The 23096-nt window shown below is 67.4% G+C and carries 23 protein-coding genes and 1 pseudogene; 15 read left to right on the top strand and 9 right to left on the bottom strand.

Annotated elements, in window-relative coordinates; all coding sequences use genetic code 11:
* Positions 1–82: 82 nt before the first annotated feature.
* From PV396_RS36050 to PV396_RS36030, 5 genes are read left to right on the top strand one after another with little or no spacing between them, the layout of a single operon-like run.
* Positions 83–1456 carry a class I SAM-dependent methyltransferase gene (locus PV396_RS36050; RefSeq protein WP_416071541.1) on the top strand — a complete coding sequence of 458 codons (1374 nt, stop codon included), beginning with the start codon at positions 83–85 and terminating at the stop codon, positions 1454–1456.
* Positions 1453–2640 (top strand): FAD-dependent oxidoreductase, encoded by a 1188-nt coding sequence (locus PV396_RS36045; protein ID WP_319211977.1) that lies wholly within the window; start codon positions 1453–1455, stop codon positions 2638–2640. The genes PV396_RS36050 and PV396_RS36045 overlap by 4 nt, the downstream gene beginning before the upstream one ends.
* Complete coding sequence (locus tag PV396_RS36040; protein ID WP_319211976.1) at positions 2630–3883, top strand: NAD(P)/FAD-dependent oxidoreductase; 1254 nt, start codon at positions 2630–2632, stop codon at positions 3881–3883. Before PV396_RS36045 ends, PV396_RS36040 begins: the two co-directional genes overlap by 11 nt.
* On the top strand, positions 3880–4599 hold the full coding sequence (locus PV396_RS36035) for a DUF1365 domain-containing protein (protein WP_319211975.1): 720 nt from the start codon (positions 3880–3882) through the stop codon (positions 4597–4599). The genes PV396_RS36040 and PV396_RS36035 overlap by 4 nt, the downstream gene beginning before the upstream one ends.
* Positions 4596–5852, top strand: a complete 1257-nt coding sequence (locus tag PV396_RS36030; protein WP_319211973.1) for a cyclopropane-fatty-acyl-phospholipid synthase family protein — start codon at positions 4596–4598, stop codon at positions 5850–5852. The genes PV396_RS36035 and PV396_RS36030 overlap by 4 nt, the downstream gene beginning before the upstream one ends.
* Before the next feature lie 206 nt (positions 5853–6058).
* On the opposite strand, the gene PV396_RS36025 is transcribed toward PV396_RS36030, so the two are convergent.
* Entirely contained in the window at positions 6059–10699 is a 4641-nt protein-coding gene (locus PV396_RS36025) for an FtsK/SpoIIIE domain-containing protein (protein WP_319211971.1), read from the bottom strand.
* Between the two features lie 303 nt (positions 10700–11002).
* Between PV396_RS36025 and PV396_RS36020 the strand changes: the two genes are divergently transcribed.
* Positions 11003–11302, top strand: coding sequence for a WXG100 family type VII secretion target (locus PV396_RS36020; RefSeq protein ID WP_006380729.1), 300 nt, complete (start codon positions 11003–11005; stop codon positions 11300–11302).
* A gap of 119 nt (positions 11303–11421) precedes the next feature.
* Here PV396_RS36020 and PV396_RS36015 read toward each other — a convergent pair whose 3' ends face one another.
* Entirely contained in the window at positions 11422–12129 is a 708-nt protein-coding gene (locus tag PV396_RS36015; RefSeq protein ID WP_319211969.1) for a hypothetical protein, read from the bottom strand.
* A gap of 74 nt (positions 12130–12203) precedes the next feature.
* Between PV396_RS36015 and PV396_RS36010 the strand changes: the two genes are divergently transcribed.
* From PV396_RS36010 to PV396_RS35980, 7 genes are all read left to right on the top strand, one after another.
* Positions 12204–12515 carry a type VII secretion target gene (locus PV396_RS36010; protein WP_319211967.1) on the top strand — a complete coding sequence of 104 codons (312 nt, stop codon included), beginning with the start codon at positions 12204–12206 and terminating at the stop codon, positions 12513–12515.
* Entirely contained in the window at positions 12512–13786 is a 1275-nt protein-coding gene (locus PV396_RS36005) for a putative T7SS-secreted protein (RefSeq protein WP_319211965.1), read from the top strand. Before PV396_RS36010 ends, PV396_RS36005 begins: the two co-directional genes overlap by 4 nt.
* A gap of 19 nt (positions 13787–13805) precedes the next feature.
* Positions 13806–14429, top strand: coding sequence for a hypothetical protein (locus tag PV396_RS36000; RefSeq protein ID WP_319211963.1), 624 nt, complete (start codon positions 13806–13808; stop codon positions 14427–14429).
* On the top strand, positions 14416–15090 hold the full coding sequence (locus tag PV396_RS35995; protein ID WP_319211961.1) for a hypothetical protein: 675 nt from the start codon (positions 14416–14418) through the stop codon (positions 15088–15090). The genes PV396_RS36000 and PV396_RS35995 overlap by 14 nt, the downstream gene beginning before the upstream one ends.
* 65 nt (positions 15091–15155) lie before the next feature.
* Complete coding sequence (locus PV396_RS35990) at positions 15156–15698, top strand: hypothetical protein (RefSeq protein ID WP_319211959.1); 543 nt, start codon at positions 15156–15158, stop codon at positions 15696–15698.
* Positions 15699–17063 (top strand): hypothetical protein, encoded by a 1365-nt coding sequence (locus tag PV396_RS35985; RefSeq protein ID WP_319211957.1) that lies wholly within the window; start codon positions 15699–15701, stop codon positions 17061–17063.
* Positions 17060–17713, top strand: coding sequence for a hypothetical protein (locus PV396_RS35980; protein WP_319211956.1), 654 nt, complete (start codon positions 17060–17062; stop codon positions 17711–17713). Before PV396_RS35985 ends, PV396_RS35980 begins: the two co-directional genes overlap by 4 nt.
* Positions 17714–17743: 30 nt before the next feature.
* Here the strand turns inward: PV396_RS35980 and PV396_RS35975 are convergent, their stop codons facing one another.
* Entirely contained in the window at positions 17744–18196 is a 453-nt protein-coding gene (locus PV396_RS35975; protein ID WP_319211954.1) for an ATP-binding protein, read from the bottom strand.
* Between the two features lie 108 nt (positions 18197–18304).
* On the opposite strand from PV396_RS35975, the pseudogene PV396_RS35970 reads away from it, so the two are divergent.
* Together PV396_RS35970 and PV396_RS35965 are read left to right on the top strand one after the other, a co-directional pair.
* A pseudogene (locus PV396_RS35970) lies at positions 18305–18726 on the top strand (Scr1 family TA system antitoxin-like transcriptional regulator); the annotation flags it as partial.
* Positions 18727–18845: 119 nt separating this feature from the next.
* Positions 18846–18959 (top strand): DUF397 domain-containing protein, encoded by a 114-nt coding sequence (locus PV396_RS35965; protein WP_319211952.1) that lies wholly within the window; start codon positions 18846–18848, stop codon positions 18957–18959.
* 45 nt (positions 18960–19004) lie between these two features.
* Here the strand turns inward: PV396_RS35965 and PV396_RS35960 are convergent, their stop codons facing one another.
* From PV396_RS35960 to PV396_RS35935, 6 genes are read right to left on the bottom strand one after another with little or no spacing between them, the layout of a single operon-like run.
* Positions 19005–19619 (bottom strand): hypothetical protein, encoded by a 615-nt coding sequence (locus PV396_RS35960; protein WP_319211950.1) that lies wholly within the window; start codon positions 19617–19619, stop codon positions 19005–19007.
* On the bottom strand, positions 19616–20275 hold the full coding sequence (locus PV396_RS35955; protein WP_319211948.1) for a hypothetical protein: 660 nt from the start codon (positions 20273–20275) through the stop codon (positions 19616–19618). The genes PV396_RS35960 and PV396_RS35955 overlap by 4 nt, the downstream gene beginning before the upstream one ends.
* Positions 20265–20684, bottom strand: a complete 420-nt coding sequence (locus PV396_RS35950) for a hypothetical protein (RefSeq protein WP_319211946.1) — start codon at positions 20682–20684, stop codon at positions 20265–20267. The genes PV396_RS35955 and PV396_RS35950 overlap by 11 nt, the downstream gene beginning before the upstream one ends.
* 13 nt (positions 20685–20697) lie before the next feature.
* Positions 20698–22047: a putative T7SS-secreted protein gene (locus tag PV396_RS35945; RefSeq protein WP_319211944.1), complete on the bottom strand. Its 1350-nt coding sequence runs from the start codon at positions 22045–22047 to the stop codon at positions 20698–20700.
* Between the two features lie 50 nt (positions 22048–22097).
* Positions 22098–22385, bottom strand: a complete 288-nt coding sequence (locus tag PV396_RS35940; RefSeq protein ID WP_319211942.1) for a hypothetical protein — start codon at positions 22383–22385, stop codon at positions 22098–22100.
* The gene (locus PV396_RS35935) at positions 22373–22945 is read right to left on the bottom strand and encodes a hypothetical protein (RefSeq protein ID WP_319211940.1); all 573 of its coding nucleotides are present in this window, start codon (positions 22943–22945) and stop codon (positions 22373–22375) included. Before PV396_RS35935 ends, PV396_RS35940 begins: the two co-directional genes overlap by 13 nt.
* Positions 22946–23096 lie beyond the last annotated feature (151 nt).

The raw sequence follows: 23096 nt of genomic DNA, 5'->3' as shown, positions 1-23096 counted from the left end.
ATCCCCAACGTCCCTTTTATTGGCGGGTGTTCGGCCCAGCGTCCCGAGGAGAGCCGTGACGGAAGAAGGACTTGCCCCCTTACTGCGGGAGACCACGACGGACGGCACGACGGACGGCTTGGCGCACGGCTTGGCGGGACGAGTCGCCGCGCTGTCCCGCACACTGTTCGGCACCGACCTGCCGGTCGGACTGCGCGTCTGGGACGGCAGTAGCGCGGGCCCGCAGGACGGCCCGGCGCTGGTGCTGCGCAGTCCCAGAGCCGTCCGGTATCTGCTGCGCAGTCCCGGCGAGATGGGCCTGGCCCGCGCCTATGTCACCGGCGGGATCGATGTCGACGGCGACTTCCGGCAAGCACTGCGCGCGTGCCTCGAGCACGTCCGGACGGTCCGGCACGACGGGGTCCGCGGCCCCGGCGCGCTGCCGGTGCTACCGGCGCTGGTGTCGCTCGGCGTGCGGCTGGGCGCCTTCGGCCTCCCGCCCAAGCCACCGGCCGAGGAGGCCGGGCTCACCGGACGCGTTCACACGCCCGGACGCGACCGGGCCGCGATCGCCCACCACTACGACCTGGGCAACGAGTTCTACCGAACCGTCCTCGACGAGACCATGGCCTACTCCTGCGGCCTGTGGACCTCCGACGCCCCCGCGTACGGTCCCGCCGACGCCCAGCGCGACAAGCTCGACCTCATCTGCCGCAAGCTCGGCCTGTATCCGGGCTCCAGCCTGCTGGACGTCGGCTGCGGCTGGGGTTCGCTGGTCATCCACGCCGCCGAACGGCACGGCGCCCGGGCGACCGGGATCACCATCTCCTCGCGTCAGCACGAGTACATCACCGCCCGGCTCGCCGAACGGGGCCTCGCGAACGACGTCGAGGTCCGGTTGCAGGACTACCGGCAGAGCACCGGGGACTCCTACGACGCGGTGTCGTCCGTGGAGATGGGCGAGCATGTCGGCGCGGCGAACTACCCCGAGTACTGCGCGATGCTCCACCGCTCACTGCGTCCGGGCGGCCGACTGCTCCTCCAGCAGATGTCGCGCGGCAGGACGAAGCCGGGCGGTGGCGCGTTCATCGAGTCCTACATCGCACCCGACATGACCATGCGCCCCCTGCCCACGACCCTCGCGCACCTGGAGAAGGCCGGGTTCGAGATCCGGGACGTCCAGTCACTGCGCGAGCACTACGTCCGCACGATCGACGCCTGGTCGGAGCAGCTGGAGACCGCCTGGGAGGAGATCGTCCACCGGTTCGGCGTCCGCCGCGCACGGATCTGGCGGCTGTACCTCGCCGGCGCCTCCCTCGCCTTCGAGGGCAACCGGATGAGCGTCCACCAGATCCTCGCGGTACGGACCCGATCCGACGGCGGCAGCGGATTCCCGTCCGTCGCCCACCGGTCCGGGACGAGTTGGGCGCCGTCGGCGGAGGCAGGGCCGGAGACAGGGCGGGAGGCGGACGCGTGAGAATCTGCATCATCGGCTCCGGCATCGCGGGCCTGACCACGGCGTTCGCCCTGTGCGGCCACCCGGACGCCGCACTCACCGTCTACGAGCAGGACGCCCACTTCGGAGGCCGGGCGGACGTTGGCCCTGAGGGCGAGCACTGCCCCCGCTTCTTCATGGACGACTACCGTCACCTCCTGAGGATCCTCGGCATGATCAAGGGACCCGACGGCCGGACCGTCCACGAGTCCCTCCGCCGCGTACGCCGTTTTGCGCACACCGAGGCCACCGGCTGGGTGGAGATCTCCCACCTCTACCGCATGATGGCGAAGGAGATCCCGCTCCGGGAGAAACTGCGGGTCCTGTGGGACTGGCGCCCGTCGCCACTGCTCGCGGAGCGGCACTTCAGCGGACGCGGCGACAACCGGTACGGCTCGGCGCGCAACTACTCGGCGATTCCGCTGGCCCGCATGGCGGCGAACCTGTTCCGCTCCAAGACTGCCTTCGTGCTCCCCGGGGCCACCGACGAGTATCTCGTCGACCCTTGGGTGGCCCATCTGCGGGAACGCGGGGTGACGCTGACGGCGGACCGCCGGGTGACCCGCATAGTGCCGGCCGGCGACGCCGTCCGGGTCCACACCCGGGCGGGAGCCGAGGAGTTCGACGCGGTCGTGGTCACGGCCTTCGTACCCGACATGGTGGCGCTCCTCGAAGCGTCCCGGATCGACCACGCCGTCGACGAGGACGGCCACACCCACTGCGTCGCGTTCACCGTCGACCTCGACGCCCGCGAGACGGTCCTGCGGGGGCCCGGCCCCGCCTTCTACTCGCGCGACGGCATCAACATCCTGGTGCAGCCCGAAGCCGGCCGGTGCGTCGTGCTGTGCACGCTCAGCCACCGCACCGACGAGGAGTACGTGATGGAGAAGGTCCGCCTCCACCTGGACCTGAGACACCCCGTCCGACGTGTGCGGACGCGGCCGAACCAGCGCCCCGGCGAGGCCATCCTCGTGGGCGACTACCTACGGCCCGACCGAATCCTCCGCAGGCCGGCACCGGGCGTGTACTTCGCGGGGTCGGCGATCCACAACAGCTACCCGATCGACTCGGCGGAAGGCGCGGCCCGCTCGGCCCTGACGGCCGCGGCGCTGATCCGCCACGACCTCGGCCGCACCGGACACGGGAGGAACACCGATGGGATCTGAGAGAGTCGCGGTCATCGGCGGTGGCATCTCCGGTCTGACCGCCGCCTACTTGCTGCGCCACCGCTACGACGTCGTGCTGTTCGAGGCCGCACCACGGCTCGGCGGGCACGCCGACACCCACGACGTGACGACGCCCGACGGCGGGCTCGTGTCGCTCGACACCGGATTCCTGGTGCACAACCTGCGCAACTACCCGCGGCTGCTGCGCCTGTTCGCGGAACTGGACGTCCCGACCCAGGACAGCGAGATGTCGATGAGCATCCGCTGCCGCGGCTGCGGTCTCGAATACGCGGGCGGCAGACGCGGGCTGGGGCTGCTTCCGGGGCCGGACACGGCCCGCCGCCCCTTCTTACATCTGCTGTCGGAGATACCGAGGTTCCACCGCGAGGCCCGCCGTCTGCTGGTGTCCGGGGACATCGGCCTGACCCTGGGCGGATTCCTGGCGAAGCACCGGTTCACCCGCTACTTCGCCGACCACTACGCCCTGCCGCTGGTCTCGGCCGTCTGGTCCGCCGGCGCGGACATCAGCGCCGCCTTTCCGGCCGTCCCGCTCTTCACCTTCCTGCACAACCACGGCCTGCTCAGCGCGCGGGCGATGCCCAGGTGGCGCACCGTCTCCGGTGGATCCCGCACCTATGTCGACCGGATCGGCGCGCGCCTGCCCGACGTACGTACCGGCACACCGGTCCGGGGGATCACCCGGCATTCCGACGGCGCGGAGGTCATCGACGACGCAGGAACGGCTCACACGTTCGACCGGGTCGTTGTCGCCACCCATGCCGACCAGGCCCTGGCCCTGCTCACCGACGCCACGACCGACGAGAAGCAGATCCTCGGCTCGTTCGGCTACTCGCGCAACGAGACCTGGCTGCACACGGACGCCTCCGTGCTGCCGTCGAGGCCGAGGACCCACGCGTCCTGGAACCTCCTCAAACAGGGTTGCCGAGGGGGCGGCTCCGTACTGGTGAGCTACCACCTCAACCGGCTGATGCGGCTCAGCGAGCCGCTGGACTACCTCGTGACCCTCAACGGCTCCACGGAGATCGACGAGGCCGCGGTCCTCGTACGACGGGTCTACGAGCACCCCGTCCTCACCCTCGACACACTCGCCGCCCAGCGCAGGCTCTCCCGGTTGAACAGCCCGGTCGTGGCGTACGCGGGCGCCTACCACGGCTGGGGCTTCCACGAGGACGGCTGCCTGGCGGGCGTACGCGCGGCGGCGGCGCTGGGGGCCCAGTGGTGAGCGCGGCCCTGTACACCGGACGGCTCACCCACACCCGCCGCACCCCGCTGCGGCGCGTCTTCCACCACCGCCTCTACCTGTGGCTGGTCGACCTCGACGACCTGCCCGTCCACCCGTGGTGGCTGCGACCGTTCACCCGCATCCTGGCCTCCGACCACCGCGGAGAACCGGACCGTCCGCTGCGCCCCCAGATCGACGCCTGGCTGCGTGACCAGGGCGTCGACCACACCGGGGGACGCGTCCTCATGCTGACCAACGCGCGGGTGTTCGGGCACGTCTTCAACCCGCTCACCGTCTACTGGTGTCTCACCCCGGCGGGCGATCCGGCCTGGGTGATCGCCGAGGTCCACAACACCTACGGTCAGCACCACCGCTACCTGCTGAAGCCCGCACCGGACGGACACGCCCGCACGGCCAAGACCTTCTACGTCTCGCCCTTCCTGGACGTGGCCGGGGAGTACCGGATGCGGCTGCCCGTCCCCGGGGAACGGCTCTCTCTTGCCGTCTCGCTCGTCCAGGACGGCCGTACGGTGTTCTCCGCCTCCCTCACCGGCCGCCACCGCGGGACCGGTCCGGCGGACGTCCTGCGGACCGTCGTCGCCCATCCGCTGCTGCCACAGCGGATCACCCTCGCGATCCGCCTCCACGGCATCGTGCTCTGGCTGCGCCGCCTTCCGATCTTCCCCCGCCGACCCGCCGTGAGGACTCCCCGATGACCACGACCACGTCCACGACCACCACCACGTCCACCACCGCCACGACCACGACCGTGCCCGTGACCGAGGCGCTGCCCCTGCTCAGCGAGGCTCCGCATGGCCCGGTGCGGGCGTGGATGGTGGAGCGGATCTTCCGCCAGGCGATGCGTTCCCTCCCCGTGCGGGTGGCCTTTCCCGGCGGGGAGCGCATCGGGCGCGGCGGCCCGGACTCGCCGGTGATGAGAATCGTCCGACCGGCGGAGTTCTTCTCCCGGCTGGCCGTCGTCGGTCCCGTCGGCTTCGGCGAGGCCTACATGGCGGGTGACTGGACGAGCACCGATCCGGCGGGCCTGCTGACGCCGGTCGCGGCCCGCCTGACGCGGCCGGCCCGACGGTCCGCCACCGCGTTCCGGCGCTGGGCCGACCAGAGCCGTCCGGACTCCGAGCGCAACACCCTGGAGGGTGCCCGCTCCAACATCCGCCGCCACTACGACCTGTCCAACGAGTTCTTCGCGCTCTTCCTCGACCCGTCCATGACGTATTCGTGCGCCCTGTTCGGCCCCGGCGACGATCTGCACGCCGCACAGATCCGCAAGATCGACCGCGTCCTCGACCTGGCGGGGGTCGGTCCGGGGACACGGATGCTGGAGATCGGCACGGGGTGGGGCGCCCTGGCCGTCCGGGCGGGACAGCGTGGCGCGCAGGTGGACACCCTGACGATCTCACCGCGCCAGCGCGACCTTGCCCTCGGACAGATCGCCGAGGCGGGCGTGAGCGACCGGGTGACCGTCCACCTTCGCGACTACCGGGAGGCCGAGGGAGAGTACGACGCGATCGTCTCCGTCGAGATGCTGGAGGCGGTGGGGGCCGAGTACTGGCCGGCCTACTTCGCCGCACTCGACCGCCTCCTGGCGCCGGGCGGCCGCGTCGCGCTCCAGACGATCACCATGCCCCACGACCGGATGCTCGCGACGAAGGACGTCCGCACCTGGATCCAGAAGTACGTCTTCCCCGGAGGCCAGATACCCTCGCTGCGCGCAGTGGAGGAGGCGCTCGCCCCGACCTCGCTCCACATCAGCGGGCGCCACCAGATGGGCGACCACTACGCGCGCACCCTCGCTCTGTGGCGCTCACGCTTCCTCTCCCGCGACGAAGTCACCGCCTTCGGATTCGCTCCGGAGTTCCCGCGCCTGTGGGAGTTCTACCTGGCGTATTCCGAGGCCGGCTTCCGATCCGGTTACCTCGACCTCTGGCAACTTCAACTCACACGCTGAATTCCCAGCCCGTCGGGCGTAAGGGGACGATGCCCGCCCCCCAGCCGTCGGGCGTTAGGGGATGTGGCCCGCCCCCCTCCAGCCCGTCCGGCGTTTGAGGACAAGGCCCGTTCAGGGCCGTAGGGGGGTCTGGGGGCGCAGCCCCCAGGAACAGGATGGGACGGGTAGGGGCGGCGGGGGCGAGACAAGCCCCCGCGCAACCCGACTTACCCAGGAATCACCACCGTACGCAACTCCCCGTCCCCCAGATGCAACATCCCCTTGCCCGGCGCGACCTGCCCCCCCACCATGCTCCGGTTGATACGCACCCCGATCAGATCCCCACTGGAAGACTCCTGCGGCGACAGCAGAATCCCCCGCCGCCCCTTCTTCGCATCGACCTGCCATCCACTGAACCCACTGCAGACGTCCTCCTCGTCACCGGCGATGACCAGCCCGAGCCCCCGCTCCGCCCCTCGCGAGACGATCTTCTTCATCTGGCTCGCGGCGTCACAGTCCTCCAGGATCTCCCCGTCGTCGACAAGAACCACGATCGGTTCCTCGATCGACGCCTGGTCGATGATCTCCTCGAAGTCGTCCTCGTCGATGTCGTCCCCGGTGTACACCTTCAACACGCCGTCCACACCGTCCAGTTGACGCAACGGCGACTGACGCGGCGCCGCGACGACCAGTCGTACCCCCTGCGACAGATACGACTGCGCGAAGTTCATCAGCACTGTCGAACGCCCCGACTTGGCCGGCCCCGCGACGACGAACGTCGGCACACCCGCCGCGAGGTCGGGCCCGAAGCCCGTGATGTCGTCGCCGCCGATACCCACGAGCCCCCACAGCCGGGAACCGGAGGTCTCCGGGTCGCGCATGCCCCACGCGTCCGCGAACGAGATCCGGGACGGCAGGGAGTCGACCCGGAACGGCCGCCGGGAACGCGGGACTTGGGCGTCCCGCGCCGCAGCCGCCTCCCCGATAGCGGTGATCGCCGCGGCCTGGCCCTGCCCGGTCGTGTCCTCCGACAGCAGCGCGAACTGGGTCTCGATACCGGACTCGTTCTTGTAGCCGCGCCCCGGCGGGATCTCCTCCGGAACCTTCCGGTGCGGGATACCGAGCGTCGAGAAGTCGCTGCGGTCGGCGAGCCGCAGCCCGTACTTGTCCTCGGTGAGCGTGGCGATCCGGCCGACCAGCAGCGTGCGGTCACCGGTCAGGACGAGGTGGATACCGACGCTCGCACCCTCACGCATCATCGTCGTCAACTCGTCGGTCAGTGAACCGTGGTCGACCTCGCCGAGGGTGGGCACCCAGCCCTCCCAGCGGTCCAGCAGTACGACGATGTGCGGCAGCCGCTCGTCCACCGCCGACGCGGCCCGCTGCTCCCCGATGTCGGCGAACCCCTTCTCCGCCAACAGGTCCTGGCGGCGCCCCATCTCACCCTTGAGCCGGTTGACCAGCCGAATGACGCGCTCGGTCTGGTTACGGCTGACGACAGCACCGCAGTGCGGCAGCCGGCTCAGCGCGTTGAGCGCGCCGTTGCCGCAGTCGATCCCGTAGAGGTGGACGTCGGCGGTGGAGTGGGTACGGGCGAGCGAGGCAGCGATCGTACGCAGGATCTGCGAGCGGCCGCTGCGCGGGGCGCCGCCGATCATCAGATGCCCGAAGGTGGAGAAGTCGACGACGACCGGGCGGCGCGCCTGGGCGGCCGGCAGGTCCTCGACGCCGTACGGGACGGGCGCCAGCTTGCCCGTGCCGTGGTCGGCGAACGCCGGGACCTCGATCTCGTCGAGCAGCAGCGTCTCGGAGAGCGCGGGCAGCCAGGGGCTGTGCTGGGGCGGGATCCCGAGCGACCGGTTGGCGTCGCGCACGGCGTCGACGAGCACCTTGAGGTCGGTGATCTCCTCTTCCTCCCGCGCCTCGACCTTGGGCTTCTTCAGCGTGGCTCGGCCCAGGTCCTCCCAGGTCAGCGCGCCCGACCAGGGCATGAGGACCGCCGGGTCCGCCGCTCCGGGCCGGCGTCCACCGACACGTCCGGACTGGAAGGGGACGAGGGACGCGTGGCCGAGTCGTACGTACGCGCGACCGGGGGTGTTCTTGGAGATGTGCCCGGCCTCGGGGGAGTCGATGACATCGCTCGACTCCCCGCCGTCCGTCACGCGCAGCGCGATACGGAGGTTGGTGTTGGCGCGGATCTCGGGCGACACGACACCCGACGGCCGCTGGGTGGCGAGGAGCAGGTGGATGCCGAGGGAACGACCACGCTGGGCGATGTTCACAAGTCCCGTGACGAAGTCCGGCAGGTCACGCACCATCGAGGCGAACTCGTCGATGACGATGAGGAGTCGGGGCACGGGCGCGTGGGACGCCGGATCCCGGCGCACCAGGTCCTGGTAGTCCTCGATGTCCTTCGCGTCGGCCTTGGCCAGGATGTGCTCGCGGCGGTGCAGCTCGGCGCCGAGCGACTCGAGGGCGCGTTCGACGAGGTGGGCGTCGAGGTCGGTCACCATGCCGACGGTGTGCGGGAGATGCACACAGTCCTTGAACGCCGCGCCACCCTTGTAGTCCACGAGTACGAACGTCATGTTCTCGGGGGTGTTGGCGACGGCGAGCGCGGCCACGATGGTCTGCAGCAGCTCCGACTTACCCGAACCGGTCGTACCCGCGATGAGCCCGTGCGGCCCGTCTTTCCGGATATCGATACCGAACGCCCCGTCGTACGACTCTCCGATGACGGCCATCGTCGACTGCCCGCCCATCCGCCAGCGCGCGGTGATCGCGTCGGGCGTCGGCGGTTCCAGCTGAAGCACGTCGAGCAGCCGACTCGACCCGGGCAGCGCCGAGTCCTCGGTCTCGCCGCTGATGTCGCGCAGGGCGGACAGGGAACGGGCCAGACGCAGACACCAGGCGGCGGAGACGAAGTCGGGCCGTACGTCCGCCAGCCGCTCCGCGCTCTCCTCCTCGACGCGCAGCCGCAGTTTGTCGGTCCGGGCGCGCTGGTCGGACTCGTCGCTGACGGCGTGCCACGCCTGGAAGGACGGGAACCCGCCCGCGACCTGCGGCTGAGCGTAGCCGTGGCCCTGGCCCTGGCCCTGGGGCTGGCCAGTGGCGTACGCCGGGTCGGTGTGCTCCTCGGCCTTGGGCTCGGCTACGACGAAGGCCTGGCACTCACCGGGCAGGAACCGCTCCTCGGCGTCGAGGCAGAGGGCGTACATCTGAACGGCCGGCCCCTCGCGCAGCAGCTTGACGACACCGGGGAGCGACCGCAGCCGCCGGGACCCGTCCCACACGACGACGATGTCCGGGTCGCTGAACGACGCCCGCTGCCCCTTGTTCTGCTCGGCCGCCTTCTTGCGGGCGTCGAGGATCTGGGTCAGCTCACCGATCCGGGCACCGACGGTCTCCGCGTCCGTCCCGATGAGGACGTTGACGTCCTGCCCGCCGGACGGCCTGGTGTGCGGCAGCCAGCGGACCCAGTCCCAGCTGTCCTGCGCGGTGCTCTCGCTCAGCACATAGAACTGGACGTCCATCGGACTCTGCAGCGCGGCGGTCTGCGCGATCGCCCAACGCCCGAGCGCACGAGCCGAATCCCCGGGCCCGGCCATACCGATGACTCCGAGGGACCGCAGCGACAACGCGACAGGCGCATCCTCGATCTTCCACGTCACCTGACGCCGATGCTCGTCCTGCTCGGGGTCGTCGAGCACGACCTCGGAGGGGAGTTGGCCTGTCCCGACCCGCAGGAGGAGATGATCACGGTCGGTACGCCGCCGTTCCCACAGCCGCGTACGGGGCCCGGTCCCGAGGGAGAGGACAGTGGCCGGATCGGGGATGGCGTGCCGCCGGTCCTGCCGCTCCGCGAGAAGCGCGTCCTGGGCGTCCTTCTCGATCCGCGCCTTCTGTTCCTTGTACTCCTTGACCTGCTTCGCATGGGACTTGCGCCCGTGCTTCTTGTCCATGAAGTAGTTGGCGAAGAGCATGATCGGGCTGAGGCCGGCCATGATCAGGTAGTACCAGCGCCCGAAAATGGCCACGGCCACGATCGCGCCCACCAGCGGCGTCAGCGCCATCAGCCAGGGCAGCGGCCGGGCCTCGAAGTCCCGGGGCGGCGACGGCAGCCGGAACTTGGTCTGCCGGTCGGGGGAGCGGAGGCGGGGCGGGCGGTTGTAGTCGAGGCCGACGCCGTCTTCGGACCACTTGAGGGCGGCGTTCGGAGGGGTGTAACGGGCAAGCTCGACAAGGGAGTTACCGATGGCGATCTGCCCGCCGAGGGGCCACTCATCGCCTTCGACGTCGGCGATGTCCTTGCCGTCGAGGGTGACGCCGGCTTTCTCTCCGTTTTCCTTGTTTCCGTGCACGGCGACCTGGCAGGTGCCATCGGTTGCAACTGACAACGTGAGGGCGCGGGCGGCGACTTCGGGATCGTCGATCCTGATGTACGAGGCGGGCCCGCTGCCGATGTCGTACCGCCCGACCCCAAGCCGGTGCACGAACCCGGCGACGGGCCCGCCCACGACCCGCAGCTCGACGAGCCCGGTCGGCTCCCCGGGCAGACACCCGGCCGGATCCTGGAGACTGACGACGGCCCCCTCGCGCAGGGGCGAGCCGACGACGTTCGCACTCGGGTCGACGGCGTAACCGTCCACATAGACAAGGGGAGCGTTGTTGGCGGGCACGCGCCCGTGCTGCCCGTGTTGCCCGTGTTGCCCGTACTGCCCAAGGGGAATGATCTGGGCACCGCTGTGGCCGACCTGCTTCGCCAGTTCCTGCGCGATGTCCCCGACGGTGGACTCGGGATCCGCGTCGAGCACGACGTCGGCGGTGCCCCCGCCGAACGGATCGACGACGGTCAGAGTCAGGCGCACGGTTGTCCTCCCCAACGGCCCCCGTGGCCGCTTCCGCAACGCCGACCACCGTAGGGAGTGACGATATCCGCTCGATATGACAGAAGGGCAACGGGTGTGGACAGGGGCGGACAGGGCCCTTCCCTATGGTGAATTGGTGACGGAACGGTGTTGAACAGTTCCGTGCCCGGTTCTGTTCCAGAACCGGGATGTATCCACTCGCGCCACACCCGTAAGCTGCTGCCTCAGCCAGTTGGAACAGCCAGTTGGAACAGGGAAGCCACGGGGGTTGGCCCTGCGGCACTTTCACGAGGGAGCGGCTTCATGGCCAAGGACCTTGATGTCACATATCAGGACATGCGGGATGCTGCGAAGCATGTCGTGAAGGAGAAGGAAAAGCTTCAGGAGAAGCTGGACGGCCTGCGCAAGTACATCGCGAACCTGGTCGAGTCCGGCTACGTCACGAAGAGCTCGTCGAAGGCCTTCGACGAGAACTTCGAGGAGTTCACCCGCGGCGCGAAGGACACGCTGGACGGTCTGGACGGCATGGGCGACTACCTGACCATGGCCGCCGACAAGTTCGAGCAGATCGACGAGGAACTGGCGAAGTCGGCGAAGAAGTAGCCGAAGAAGCAAGCCGAAGAAGTGGCTGAGGAAGCACCCCAGCCAGGCCGGCGAGGCGCCGTCCTGGTGCGGCAGCGACAGACGCTGTCCGCACCGGGCGGCGCCCGGTCGTGTCCCCGTCAGCTGTCGGGGCGTAGGGAACTGTCCTGGAGCGGCTGCGGCGGCTGCCGGAGCACGTACATGTGAAGCTCGCTGCGGAGTTCCTCCGTATCGACTCGCAGCCAGGATCCGTCACGGAAGCGGATCAGCAGCAACCTCGTCTCGAACTCCCCGGAGAACGGGTCGACGAGGGTCGCTTCGGTGGCGGGAAGGCGCGCGACGATCTGCATGTGCTTCTCCCGGCCCACACTGACCCGCTTGGGCGGAGCCGCCAAGGCGATGCCTTCGTCCGTCGCGAGGAGCATTCGCTGGTGGTGGGTGGAGTGGCCGTACCAACGCAGCAGGAACTGACCGGCGTTGCCGTGCCAGTTCCCGTCGAAGACCTTGTCGAGGCCCTGTTGGGCGATGGCGGCGTCCCGGCGCCGGTCCTCCTCCTTCTTGGCCTGCCACCGCTCCTTCTCCTCCTTCGTGCCGAGGGAGCGCTTGACGGCTTCCTCCGCGTCGGACAGAAGGCTCAACAGCATGACGAGCGGCATGAACGGCGCACCGAGCACTGCACCGACCAAGCCCAACGCGGGCAGCCTGGCCGGGCGGAGCCGGGGGTTGCCGGCGGCTTGGAGCACGTCCGCCGGCGGCTGCGGGATCTTCTCGATCCAGCACCATTCGCCGGCTTCGGCGTGGATGCCGAGGCGGTCCGTTATCAGGCGCTGCTTGCCTCTGGATGTCACGTCGGGACTCTCCTTGCCGATGCGGAACGGAATCGGTCCGGCGAGAGCGTATCAACTACTGGGAGTTAGTACTCATGGGGGACCATATAAAGGCGGATCTTGCCGCCATCAAAAAATGTTCACGCGACCTGGGCAAGATCCATGACGAGTTCGAGCGGAACGGTAATCCCGCGGACGAGTATGGCCAGGCTGTGGGGCATGGCGGGCTGAAAGATGCCTTCTCGGAATTCGGGGACACCTGGAAGAAGACCCGGAAGAAACTGATGAAGGAACTTGAGCAGTTGGCTGAGTTCACCTCCACCGCCGCCAAGGCGTACGAGGAAGTCGACCACAAGCTGGCAGAAGCCATCCGGGATGCCAAGGCGCAGGGTAAGGGGAAGAAATGAGCAGGACGGATGCCGACTGGCCGCCACTGTGGCATGACGACCCGACGCCGGGCGATCCCGAAGAAGTAGCCGAACTGGGGCGCAAGCTGCGCAAAATGGCCGAGATGATCGAGGAGCAGTCCCGGGTCATCAAGGCTCTTGCGTCGGTGGAGGGCTGGGACAGTGAAGCCGGCAGAGGCTTCCATGAAATAGCCGGCGACACCTCGGACAAGCTGAAGAAGTCCTTCGAGCGCTATGACGAGGCCGCCAAGGCCGTCGGGGAGGACGTACGCGAGGGGAGTTCGGACGAGTTCGCCAGCGAAATGCGCCGGGCGCAGCGGAAAGCGGACAAGGCGCTGAGTGATTATCTCGACGCCAAGACCGATCATGACCTCGCGGACCGAGAGGTGCAGAAGTACACCGAAAAGTACCCGACTCTCAATATTCCCCCTGCTGAGAAGGACGACTTCGATCGCTGGGAGAAGAAGCGCGACGACGCTCTGCATCGCATCGGGGGTGCCCGGAAGGCGGTGAAAGAGGCGCGGGAGATCTATGACGATGCTGGGGACAAGGCTGCTCGCCATATCCGGAACGTCGTGCACCATGACGCGGTCCGGGACCCGGGCGGTTTCATGAACTTCCTTGCGGATTGGGCCGACATGCTGTCGAACATTTCGGCCGTCCTGTCCGTGCTTGCAGTGATCTGCGCTTTCGTCCCCCCGCTTCAGTTCCTGGTTCCCATATTCGCGACCCTCGCCGTACTGGCCAGTGCGGCAGCGCTCGCCGGCCATGCGTACGACATGACTGTGCGCGGCGGGAAGGTCGACTGGCTGAAGCTGGGCGCCGATGCGCTGGGAGTGCTGCCCGGGCTTGGCGCGCTGAAGGGGTTCAAGGCTCTCAAGGGTGTCAAAGGACTGGCGAAGTTCAGGTTCAGTGGTCTGGCCGCACTCGATGGCGTGGGGCACAACTTCCTGAACGGGGTGAGCGTCAAGCTCGTCAACAAGGTTCTGGGCAGAACGGCTCGCAACGCGGTGATCGAGGGCAAGAAGATCACAGGTGTGATCAAGGGGGCAGGTCTCGGTAGCGCCCTCCACAGGATGTTCAGCGGTGAGAACGGTGAGAAGACCGGATATCAGGAACCGCCCAAGAACACCGCACCCGCCCCGATCCCCGTTCCCACGCCTGCACCTTCACCCAGGCCCGCCCCCACGACCGTTCCCACTCCGACCGCTACACCCGGGCCTGCCCCGACTGTCTCGCCGAAGCCGTTCAACGCGGCCCTGGCTGCCTAGGAAAGGAGGACAGCTACCCATGGGTGACCTGAGCGACACGAGCAGTCGGAGCGGCAACAGCGACTTCGGTGAATGGGAGTTCGTCGGACGCCGGGGCGGTGAGGTCGTCACCTTGGTCGGTGGCTCGGTGCTCTCCACCGTCCCCGAGGCGAAACAGGCCGCGGAGAAAGCACGCCGGGAGCTTCGGTTCGACTTTCTGGACGACCGGGCGGTGCTCGCAATGCTGCATCGCCGGCATATCGACGAAGAGGACATGTTCAAAGCGGGCCTCGTGCACGGAGTGCCCTTGGCGCTCGTGGGCTCCGCGGCAGCGGTCTACTGGGGCGGAGTGGCGCAGTACTGGGAAACCAGCGCTGCCCGCACGGTCTATCTCACCATCGCGGGTGCCGTCGTCGGAGCTCAGCTTCTCTTCTTCGTACGAAGTGCGCTGTCGGTCTGGGGCGATCCCGTACGGCAGAACCTGCGGGCCCGTGCGCGGAGTTACCGGGAGATCGCGCACATCGCCCGACGAGGAGGAGCCGACGTCCCGGCTCACTACCCGCACTACGGCCCCTATCCTTTCGCGGCGAAGTTCCGTCCCGAGGCGGATCCCCTCGGACAGCCTGAAAGCTGTGAGAGTGAAGGTTCGGATGACGATCACTGACACGGTTGACGAAGCCCCGCGCCGCCTCGTGGGAAGTGGCGGCGTGGAGGTCCGGTGGATCATGCCCGAGGAAGGCTTCTTCGAGCTGCCCTTCGAGGCCGACGACCTTGACGAACTCGCCGACCAGTTGGTCGATTTGGCCAGGCAGACTCTGCCCGGTGCCGACGAGGAGGTGCAGCTGCAGTGGGCTGCGATGTGTGCCGCGAACTACGACGACTTCATAGAGGCGGGTGTTCAGTACGCCGGCTTCGTCACGACGGAAGTCGACGGCGTGCGCTGCACGGCCACGGTGAACGTGAGCCTTATGGACCTGGACGAGCGGGCCGGTAAAAATCCCGCGGGCTTCATCGCGTCCACGATGCGGCACTTGGAGCTCGGACAGATCAGTGAAGTGCAACTGCCCTGTGGCCCGGCGGTGACGTGTGTCGGCAACCGGTCGGCCAGTGTTGACGGCAGCCTGACGGAGTCAGGTCAGGCCGAGCCGATATGGACCTCCTTCATACAGGTCCAGGTTCCACTGGACAACGGGACCGTTCTGGTGCTGGAGATGGGAACACCGACGATCGAAGGCTGGGACGTCTTCTCCGCCATGTTCGCCGGCATCGTGAAAAGTGTCCGCTTCTTCGACGAGCAGGGAGCGCCCCTGGTGATGCCGGGGTGAAGGAGGCACGGTCGCCAGAGGCCGATCCGTCGCCACCGGTGAGCAGCCCCTCGGAGAACTCACCGGTGAGCGTCCCCCGGGACTACCGGCTGTTGGTCCCGCGGGAGTGGTTCCGCATCGATCTCACGCAAGATCGCTGGCGCGCCCAGCTCAAGACCTTCGTGGACCACCAGGCGGAGGGCCGGCATGTCTCCGCGGAGCTCACACGGAAGGTATGGACCACCCTGCGCAACACCGCGGAAGCCGGCCGGGCACGCGGCGCCCTGGAGTTCTTCCTCCTGACGGTCCTCCAGGACGGCAGCATGCCGGCCTCACTCCTGGTGTCATTGATGCCGCTGGGCGAGACACCGGCTGATCTGCGGAAGTACGCGGGTTGGCTGGAAGCGCGCCAACCCGAAAGCCGCACACAGGACCAGGTGTCGACGGTCAATCTCCCAGCGGGCCCTGCCGTACGGGTCCTCGGCGCCACGACGCTCGACGTCCATGTCCGGATGCCTGGCGGGGTGGGTTACTTGACGCTCTCGTTCTCGGCGCCGGTTACTGGGATGTTCGGCCCGATGGAGCGGTTGTGCGATGCGATCGCGGGGTCTTTGGGGTGGGTGGAGTAAGTGGTTGAGCAGTCCAAGGGCGAGAAGGCGCTTCAGGAGCCGATGCTGCGTCCCAAGGGCATGTGCTCTCCCGCTCTCGACGTCGTACGCAGCGCACGCGTTCATGCCCAGGGGAAAACGCTGGTCGTCAAGGACCGTCGGGCGCGGGAGAAGCGGTACCCGGTCGGGGGTGAGGGAATCCGTCGGGCAGTGTTCTTCCCACCAGCTGATGTCTGGGAGACCACGATGAAGCATCCTTCGGCGCGTTGGGGGGTCCTGGTCTTCGTGGATGCGGAGGGGCGCTACGTACTCCAAGTTCCGCTCGCCCAATGGCTTCCCGAGGCAGGCGTCATTGGCACGGCGCGGATGAAACCGCTGGACTGCCTGAGCCGGACAGGGTTGAAGAAGCTGGTCGACGAGCTTCGTATCCCCATGACGGTGAGCGAGAAGCCTTGGGGACGCGAGGTTTTCGCAAGCCCAGGAGGCGGCCGTTACGACTGCGCCGGCAGTACGGGCCAACTCCTCTGGCACGCTTGGATCAGAGGCATCGGGATCTTCGGCTGGTTCTTCGCTCTTGTCTTCGCCATCTCGACAGGAGGCGGCCAGGGTTGGGGCTTTCTCTTCGCGGCGGTGGCGCTGTTCCTGCTACCGGGCAGCGATGTCGCTGTGCGTGTGCTGGCCTGGTGGCGTACCCGGGGGGACGAACGGCTTGCCCATGCCCGTGTGATCAGTCCGTCTCCCGAACCGGGCGCCGGCGCGACACGCCGATTCCGCGAAACAGCGGCCGTCCAGATCCTGCCCGGTGACGTGGTGCTGACCAACACTCTCGGGGAGGAGCGGTGGTACGCGCTCCGAGGGACTCACGGAATCGCACGGTTGGTGCGATTGACCCATCCGAAGACGCGAGCGTATCTGGGCATCGAACTGCGTGACGGTGACGGTAGGGCGCGCGGGCTGCTGCCATGGCGGTGGTGGTTCGCTGGCTTGGTCGGTGAACAGCGCTGGACGGAGTTCGTGGAGGCGCTTCAGCTTCCCGTGTCCGAGGAGATCTTCCGACCGGCGAACACCACCCGCCACACCGAGAACCCAGACCTCTGGTGGGAGCATCACGAACTCGGACGCGATGCCGAAAGGATGTCGTCGTTGCCCGGCAAGGCAGTGCGAAGGGCGACGAGCGGACACATCGGCAAGGGCTGGGACGAGGCGATCGTGATTCCGCTCTTCAGTGCGTTTCTCCTGGCCGGAGTCTTCTCAGAGAGTCCCATGGCGCGAGCTGTGGGGTTGTTCTCCGCTTTCACCATCGCTGCCGTACTTGGCCCCCCGCTGCTTCATCACCTGAGCAGCCGTCTTGTCCATGACCGGCACGATGCTCGGGAGTCGGCGTGACTCCGACAGCCGAGAGGGACACGGACATCGCCTTGCGGATCACGATGATCCGCTGGTCGCTCTGCGCCCTGGCGTGTGCCGGCGGCTCCGCAGGACTGGCCTGGCTCGTCCCCGCGGCACCTCTGCGGAACCCGTTCGGCGGCGCGGCTCTACTGCTTGCCTTGATTGTGCTGCCGCTCACGTCGGTGTTGGTCCCCCTGCTGTGGCTGCGCAGGATTCCGCTCAGGCAACGAAAGGTCGCGTGGCAGTTCATCGTGCCCGTCGTCGTGGGGGTGGCCCTGGGAGTGATCGGCAAGCAGGCGGGCGATCAGGCGGGCCTCGCGGATCGCGGCCAGTGGACCGAGGCCGTGGTCGTGCACAAGGAAGAGGGCAAGACCGACCGGTGCCTGGTACGGGCATCCGGCGGGCCCGCGATCTGGCCTTCACTCTCAGAGGGCGACGGCTGCAGGAAGTCGGTCTCGGAGGGAGCGACCCTGCGCATTCGGTACGACCCCGAGGGCGTCGCCCGACCGGTGGAAGACGTGGACACGGCGTCGTACGGGGAGCTGCTGGCGTATCTCCTGGTGGCGGCGGTGGCGATGGGGACGTGGGGCGGCGTACGGCAGAGCCGTTGGGACCGGGAGTACGAGGCCACGGGCGGGCGGGTCTGACGCGTCTGCGATCAGCTAGCCCGCGACGACCTAGCCCGCGACGAGGTCGCCCCACACGTACTTGCCTCGCAGACCTCCCCTGGTCAGCGGCTGCCAGCCCCACAGGTTGGCGCAGGAACTGATCAGGGCGAGCCCGCGTCCGTCCTCCAGGTGCGTGAGCCGCGTCAACTCCGCTGCCGAGGGAGGCGGTTTGGGCGGCTGGGGATTGGCATCCCACACCCCGACGCGCAACACGCCGGCCTGCCAGTGCAGTCGCAGGGCCACGGGTCCTTTCGTACGCCGTACGCCGTTGGACACCAACTCCGTCGCGAGGAGTTCGGTGACGTCGGCGAGGCGGATCAGGCAGTGCATCGTGAGGACCAGGCGGACGGTGCGGCGGCAGACGGTGACGGCGCGGAGGTCGTGCGGGATGTAGAGGAGGTATTCCCAGGGGGCGTCGGCTTCGCGGAGGACGCCGGGTACACCGGTGTCGATTTCGGACATGGGTGAACTCCGTTGCAGAGGTGGGGGTTGAGGAGTGTGCGGCGGGATGGCGGGCGGTGGCTGTGCCGCAGCCGGTTGTGGCAGGACGGAGCGGTGCGGTTCTCCTGGATCCCAGTGAAACCCACCGGGCGTCAGAGGCGCCTCGGCGCAGAACTACAGAAACTACGCGAGGCCGCAGGGCTCAAGGGGCGTGAGGCAGCCGCTGCTCTGGGAACGGGCTCGGCACGGTTGAGTCAGATCGAGTCCGGGATCGTGGGCATGAGTGAGGACACCGTGCGTCGGCTTGCCGCCAACTACGTTTGCACGGACGAGGAGTTGCCTGAAGCGCTGGTGGCGATGGCGACCGGACGGACACGCGGTTGGTGGGAGAAGTACCAAGGCCTGCTGCCGCTTTCCTTCCTGGACATCGCCGAGTTGGAACACCACGCCACGTACTGTTTTGACATCGAGTTCCTGCACGTCCCCGGCCGTCTTTCAGACGGAGGACTACGCCCGCGGCGTCTTCTCGTACCGAGCCCCCGAACTCCCGGACAACGACCTGGCTTTGCGCGTCAGGGTCGGCAACCGGGCCACCTCTCGCGCCCAGCTCACCGGCATCCTGGAACTCTCGGCAACAATTGCGTGGAGATAGCCCCCCCACTCAGTCCGAGTGGCCATACGCGACTCAAAAGCCCCGGCCCATGCCACGCTCACCTTTCCGCCGAAGACTTTTGCGGCTTTCGTCGAGGTACTCAAGGCCGGCCCTCCACCTGCGGCCGCCTGACGGCGACCCCACAAGGCCGTTGCATCGCTTCCGTGGTGTCTCGGTTCAGGGAATCCAGATCGCCAATGAGTGCGCGAGGTTCTCCAGATCCTCGGAGGCGCTGATGAGGCGCGGGAGGTCATCGAGCGCGGTCCACATCACGACGTCGGCCCCGTGCTCCTCGACCTGCCAGGCGTAACGCACGCAGGCAAGCAGATGCGGCGAGTCGTCCTGCGGGACGTACCGGAAGGTCGTGAGTCCTTCCCCCAGCCGTTCAGCTTTGAACGTCTTGACGACCGGCGGTTCGACGGCCTCCGGATCGTCCGCCAGGGTCAGGGCCCGGAGGGTCTCCTCGCGGGGGCGCTGCGCAGGCCCGATGGCCACGCAGACGGGGATCGGGAGGTCGGTGGGGTGGTCGAGGTGGAGGAAGAGCCAGTGTTGCGAGTCCGGTGGGCAGAAGGCCTCGGCGCAGCGAGTGAGAGTGGTGCCGACGAAGTCCACGCCGTTGGGACCGGGATCAAGCTCACGGTCCAGCCAGAGGTCCTCGGCTCTTTCGTGGCACCAAGCCTGGATGTCGTCCCACTCTTCCATCGGAGCCAAAGGCCCGCCACGGGGCGGAAGAATGACCCAGGGATAGGCGTCGACGTACTCGATGTCGATGATCGGCCAGAATTCGCTCATCCCCGCCTCCAGCGGAAGTTCGCCATCACGGCGTCGAACCACTCGACAAGAGCCTCGGCCAGCTCGTCGCGTGGGTCTCCACCTCCGATGGTGGAGAAAGCGGCCACGAACCAGCGGTCGGGGTCGCCCGGTACGGACACGATGTATTCCACTCGCCGGGAGGGTAGCTCGGTGCCCCGGTCCGGTGCTGCTGCGGCCACGTACTCGTGGCGCACTGCGAGGGCACTGTCGATCACTCCAGAACTGAGATCAGCCCCCTCCACTCCGTCCCGCGACAGCAACTGCACGGCCACGTCGGTTGGTTCGCCCGCGCTTTTCGTCCCTGAGTGTCGTGGGAGCAAACTCTCCGAGACGAGGATCGAGGCACCCAGACTGAAATTGAACGCGCTGCCACTCATGGGCTTCACCGGCAGATAGAGGTCAAGGCCTTTGGTCTGCTGGGCCTTTGCGACGCCTTGTTGGAACCTTCGAGCCAACTCCCGCTTGTACGGGCCAATTTTGTCGGGTGGCGCGTCCTTGGGAATCCGGGTGTACGCGTCATCCAAGATGCGGTGTACAGCTTCCTCGGTGCCGTGGCGCAGGGGGACTTGGGCCCACTGGTCTGGGAGAAGGAGACGGTAGCCGGTGACCGGGGTGGTGGCTTGGTCAGTGGCCATGGGCGGCTTCCTTGCTGTTGAGGTAACGGATGCCCGCGAAGGATCCGACGCTTGCGGCTACAGCGATCCACAGGATCCACACGCCTTGGAGGACGGCGAAGGCAAGCCCGTACACGAAGTAGAAGCCAAGTGGAATCCTGAGGAAATTTCGCTCACCTGCCAGTACGGCCCAGCCCTCTGGACGCCGAGCAAAGAAGACCAGGACTCCCGGAGTGAGCGAGCACAGGGCCCACTCCCAGGTCGGCATCGAGATCAGTTCCTCGTCGAAGAAGTCCTTGGTCATGGGTGCGGCGAACATGCGCAGCAGAGCCAGCACAAAGACGACTTTGACGGCTGCCATGCCGTAGTGAAGGCGCTGGACTTGCAGGTTGGCCCGGTTGCTTTCCCCGGCGTGGAGGTCGTCGGTCATCGGCGGGTTTCCTTTACCATTGCGAGCCTACGGGTGCGGTCATTCGGTCCTTCATCCTGCCGTACTCGCCATCGGTGACGAAATCCCCGCCTTTGTCGGCCCCGTCCAGTCCAGTAGAGACGCCCCACGAACCCTTGACCGTGTCCGCGTGACGCTCGGCCTGCCGCGCGTTGTCGGCGAGTGTGCTGTTGGCCGGGTATTCGTCCCGCAACCTCTTAATGTCCTTCATCTGGCGACCGAGTGCCTTGTCACCCAGCACCCCCACTGTCTCCTGCGCGCTGATCTGCGGCATATCAGCATCGCGCACCTCGTCGGACGCACGCTTTCCAGCCGTTCGGTTCTGTCCTTCCAAGCGTAGGCGGCGAGCACGGGCCTTTTCGCGGGTCTTGCTCGAAGTGCCGCCACGCCTGCGCTCGGCGCGTGCCGCAGTGTTCCTCGCTCCTGCATTTCCTCGTGCGGTCTGCGCCGCGGCCTTTTCCTTGGCCAGCCCGGCCGCAGTCTTACGGGAACTCGCCTGAAGGGCTTTAACCGCTTTGGCAGCTCTTATGCCGTTCCGGGCCATTTTGAGCGCGCCGATGTCCATGATGACGTCGAACCATGAGCCGTTTCCGGTGAGCGCTTGTGTGAGATGGATCAGAGTCACGGCGATGGTCAACGCGAGTGCCAGAGGGCCGAGGAAAGGGAAGAACATGGCGGCGATGCCCACGATCGTCGCGGCCCAGCTCAGATATTCGGCCCAATCCCCGAGCCATTCGGCGTCAGCCACCCACCCCTTGATGTCATTCCACAAACTGTCCTTCATGTCGTCGTCGATGGACGACCGGATCTTGCCCGCGAAGTGACCGGCTCGCTCCTCGTAGTCACCGGCCGCCGTGTTGACGCGGGCCCGAGCGTCCTCCAAGTCCTCCTTGGCGCACTTGAGTTCTGGATCTTCTGCGGGGGAATCGCCTTCCTCCCCGCTATCCCTGTCCTTCTTCTTCTCGGGGGCCGACTTGTCATCCGTCTTGGCCGCGTGGCGGTCGATGATGCGCTGGGCGTCCTGGGCGTCGCCGAGGGCCTTGTCAGCCTTCCGCTGGAAATCCTCCAATTCGTCCGCCCAGTTGGACAGGTGCCCCTTCACCTCGCGATAGCGGTCCTCCGCCTCGTCGAGCTTGCGGCCCAGTCCGCGGGCGTCTTCGCCCATCTTCTCGGCGTACTGGCCTTTGAGATTTTCGGCGTCGGCCATCGCCGTGAGCGCCGCGGCCTGCGCACGCAGGAACTCGGCGATCTTCTTCATGTGCGTGACCTGGTCACGGACGCCTTCGGGATCCCCGGGTACGGGATCGCTCTCGCGCAGCGGGCGCCAGTCCTTGGGTCGTGCCATTTCTCCCCCAGAAGAAGTGTTCAGCCGGCGTGCAACGGGACGTACGGCTCCTATTTCTTCCCTTTTCCGGCCTTGGCAAGCTCGTCGTCGAGGCTCTTGAACGAGTCCCGTGTCCCCTCGACCATCTTGCCGACCGATTCGAGCGACTCCAACAGGCGTTTGCGGTTGTCGTCCCAGTTGTCGATGAATTCAGTCATGGCATCTTTTAGTTCAGAAGCTCCCACAACCGTCTTGATATCGTCCTTCCACTCGCCGAGGTTCCTGAACTCGCACTGAATGGCATTGAGTTGTTTTGCAGATGTGCTGAGCAGGTCAAAGTCGACGATCAGGTCCGACACGGTTGCTCCTCGCCTGTCTGATGTGAGAAAGGCTTGTAGAAGTGAGAGTGAAAGGTGCCGTTCTTGGGCGGTACGAGGCCAACGTTCGTCAGTTCCAGGCGTACGTGACCGAGAGCATCGGCGTGCCATCCGGGGCCGGTCCAACCCCGCAGGCAGCGCAGCCCTTCGCCGAAGTACGGCGATATGAAGGCGACGGTCTCCACCCGATCGCCGAGGTTGAAGCCCGTGGGGTCGGGCTCGGCCAACACGCCCAGGTGTCGTGGGCTGTGCTTCTCGGCGCCGGCGAACTGCTTGGTGAAGAAGATCAGGGGAGCGGCCTGGGGCGGCATCGGGCCGAAGACGAACGCTTGGTCGGCCTCCACGCGGTCGCGCAGCATCGCCGCCGAGCCCGCGAGGAACTTCTTCATCTGCCGCTTCTCACGCCAAGTGAGCCTGCGCCCATGGAACAGGGCGTTGGCGTCGAGTTGACGGTCCAGCCACTGCGCGAAGCCCGACTTGGTGACGCTCAGCGGCAACGGGAGCCACCGGGCGGGATCGGAATCGGTCTCGACGATCACCACGCGTAGCTCCAGCGGAAGTTGGCCCCAGCGGTGTCAACGTCGACGAGTTTGCGGGTCTGGCACAGATCTTGGGGAGCGGTCGCAGAGGGTGACGATGTCGTTCGATTGAAAGGGTCGTCATGATCCCGGCTGCCGGGCTCAAACGGTCACC

Origin of the sequence: Streptomyces sp. ME02-8801-2C (assembly GCF_033793965.1) — a bacterium.
Taxonomy (GTDB): domain Bacteria; phylum Actinomycetota; class Actinomycetes; order Streptomycetales; family Streptomycetaceae; genus Streptomyces.
Note: the sequence above shows the minus strand (reverse complement) of the source record. Positions and strands in the feature narration are given on the sequence as shown.

Bases quoted from the DNA above. Each gene is read 5' to 3' on its own strand.
- PV396_RS35945 (WP_319211944.1), bottom strand. From the start codon at position 22,047: ATGGCACGACCCAAGGACTGGCGCCCGCTGCGCGAGAGCGATCCCGTA.
- PV396_RS36000 (WP_319211963.1), top strand. From the start codon at position 13,806: ATGGGTGACCTGAGCGACACGAGCAGTCGGAGCGGCAACAGCGACTTC.
- PV396_RS35950 (WP_319211946.1), bottom strand. From the start codon at position 20,684: ATGACCGACGACCTCCACGCCGGGGAAAGCAACCGGGCCAACCTGCAA.
- PV396_RS36040 (WP_319211976.1), top strand. From the start codon at position 2,630: ATGGGATCTGAGAGAGTCGCGGTCATCGGCGGTGGCATCTCCGGTCTG.
- PV396_RS36005 (WP_319211965.1), top strand. From the start codon at position 12,512: ATGAGCAGGACGGATGCCGACTGGCCGCCACTGTGGCATGACGACCCG.
- PV396_RS35960 (WP_319211950.1), bottom strand. From the start codon at position 19,619: ATGAGCGAATTCTGGCCGATCATCGACATCGAGTACGTCGACGCCTAT.
- PV396_RS35955 (WP_319211948.1), bottom strand. From the start codon at position 20,275: ATGGCCACTGACCAAGCCACCACCCCGGTCACCGGCTACCGTCTCCTT.
- PV396_RS36020 (WP_006380729.1), top strand. From the start codon at position 11,003: ATGGCCAAGGACCTTGATGTCACATATCAGGACATGCGGGATGCTGCG.
- PV396_RS35995 (WP_319211961.1), top strand. From the start codon at position 14,416: ATGACGATCACTGACACGGTTGACGAAGCCCCGCGCCGCCTCGTGGGA.
- PV396_RS35975 (WP_319211954.1), bottom strand. From the start codon at position 18,196: ATGTCCGAAATCGACACCGGTGTACCCGGCGTCCTCCGCGAAGCCGAC.
- PV396_RS36030 (WP_319211973.1), top strand. From the start codon at position 4,596: ATGACCACGACCACGTCCACGACCACCACCACGTCCACCACCGCCACG.
- PV396_RS36010 (WP_319211967.1), top strand. From the start codon at position 12,204: ATGGGGGACCATATAAAGGCGGATCTTGCCGCCATCAAAAAATGTTCA.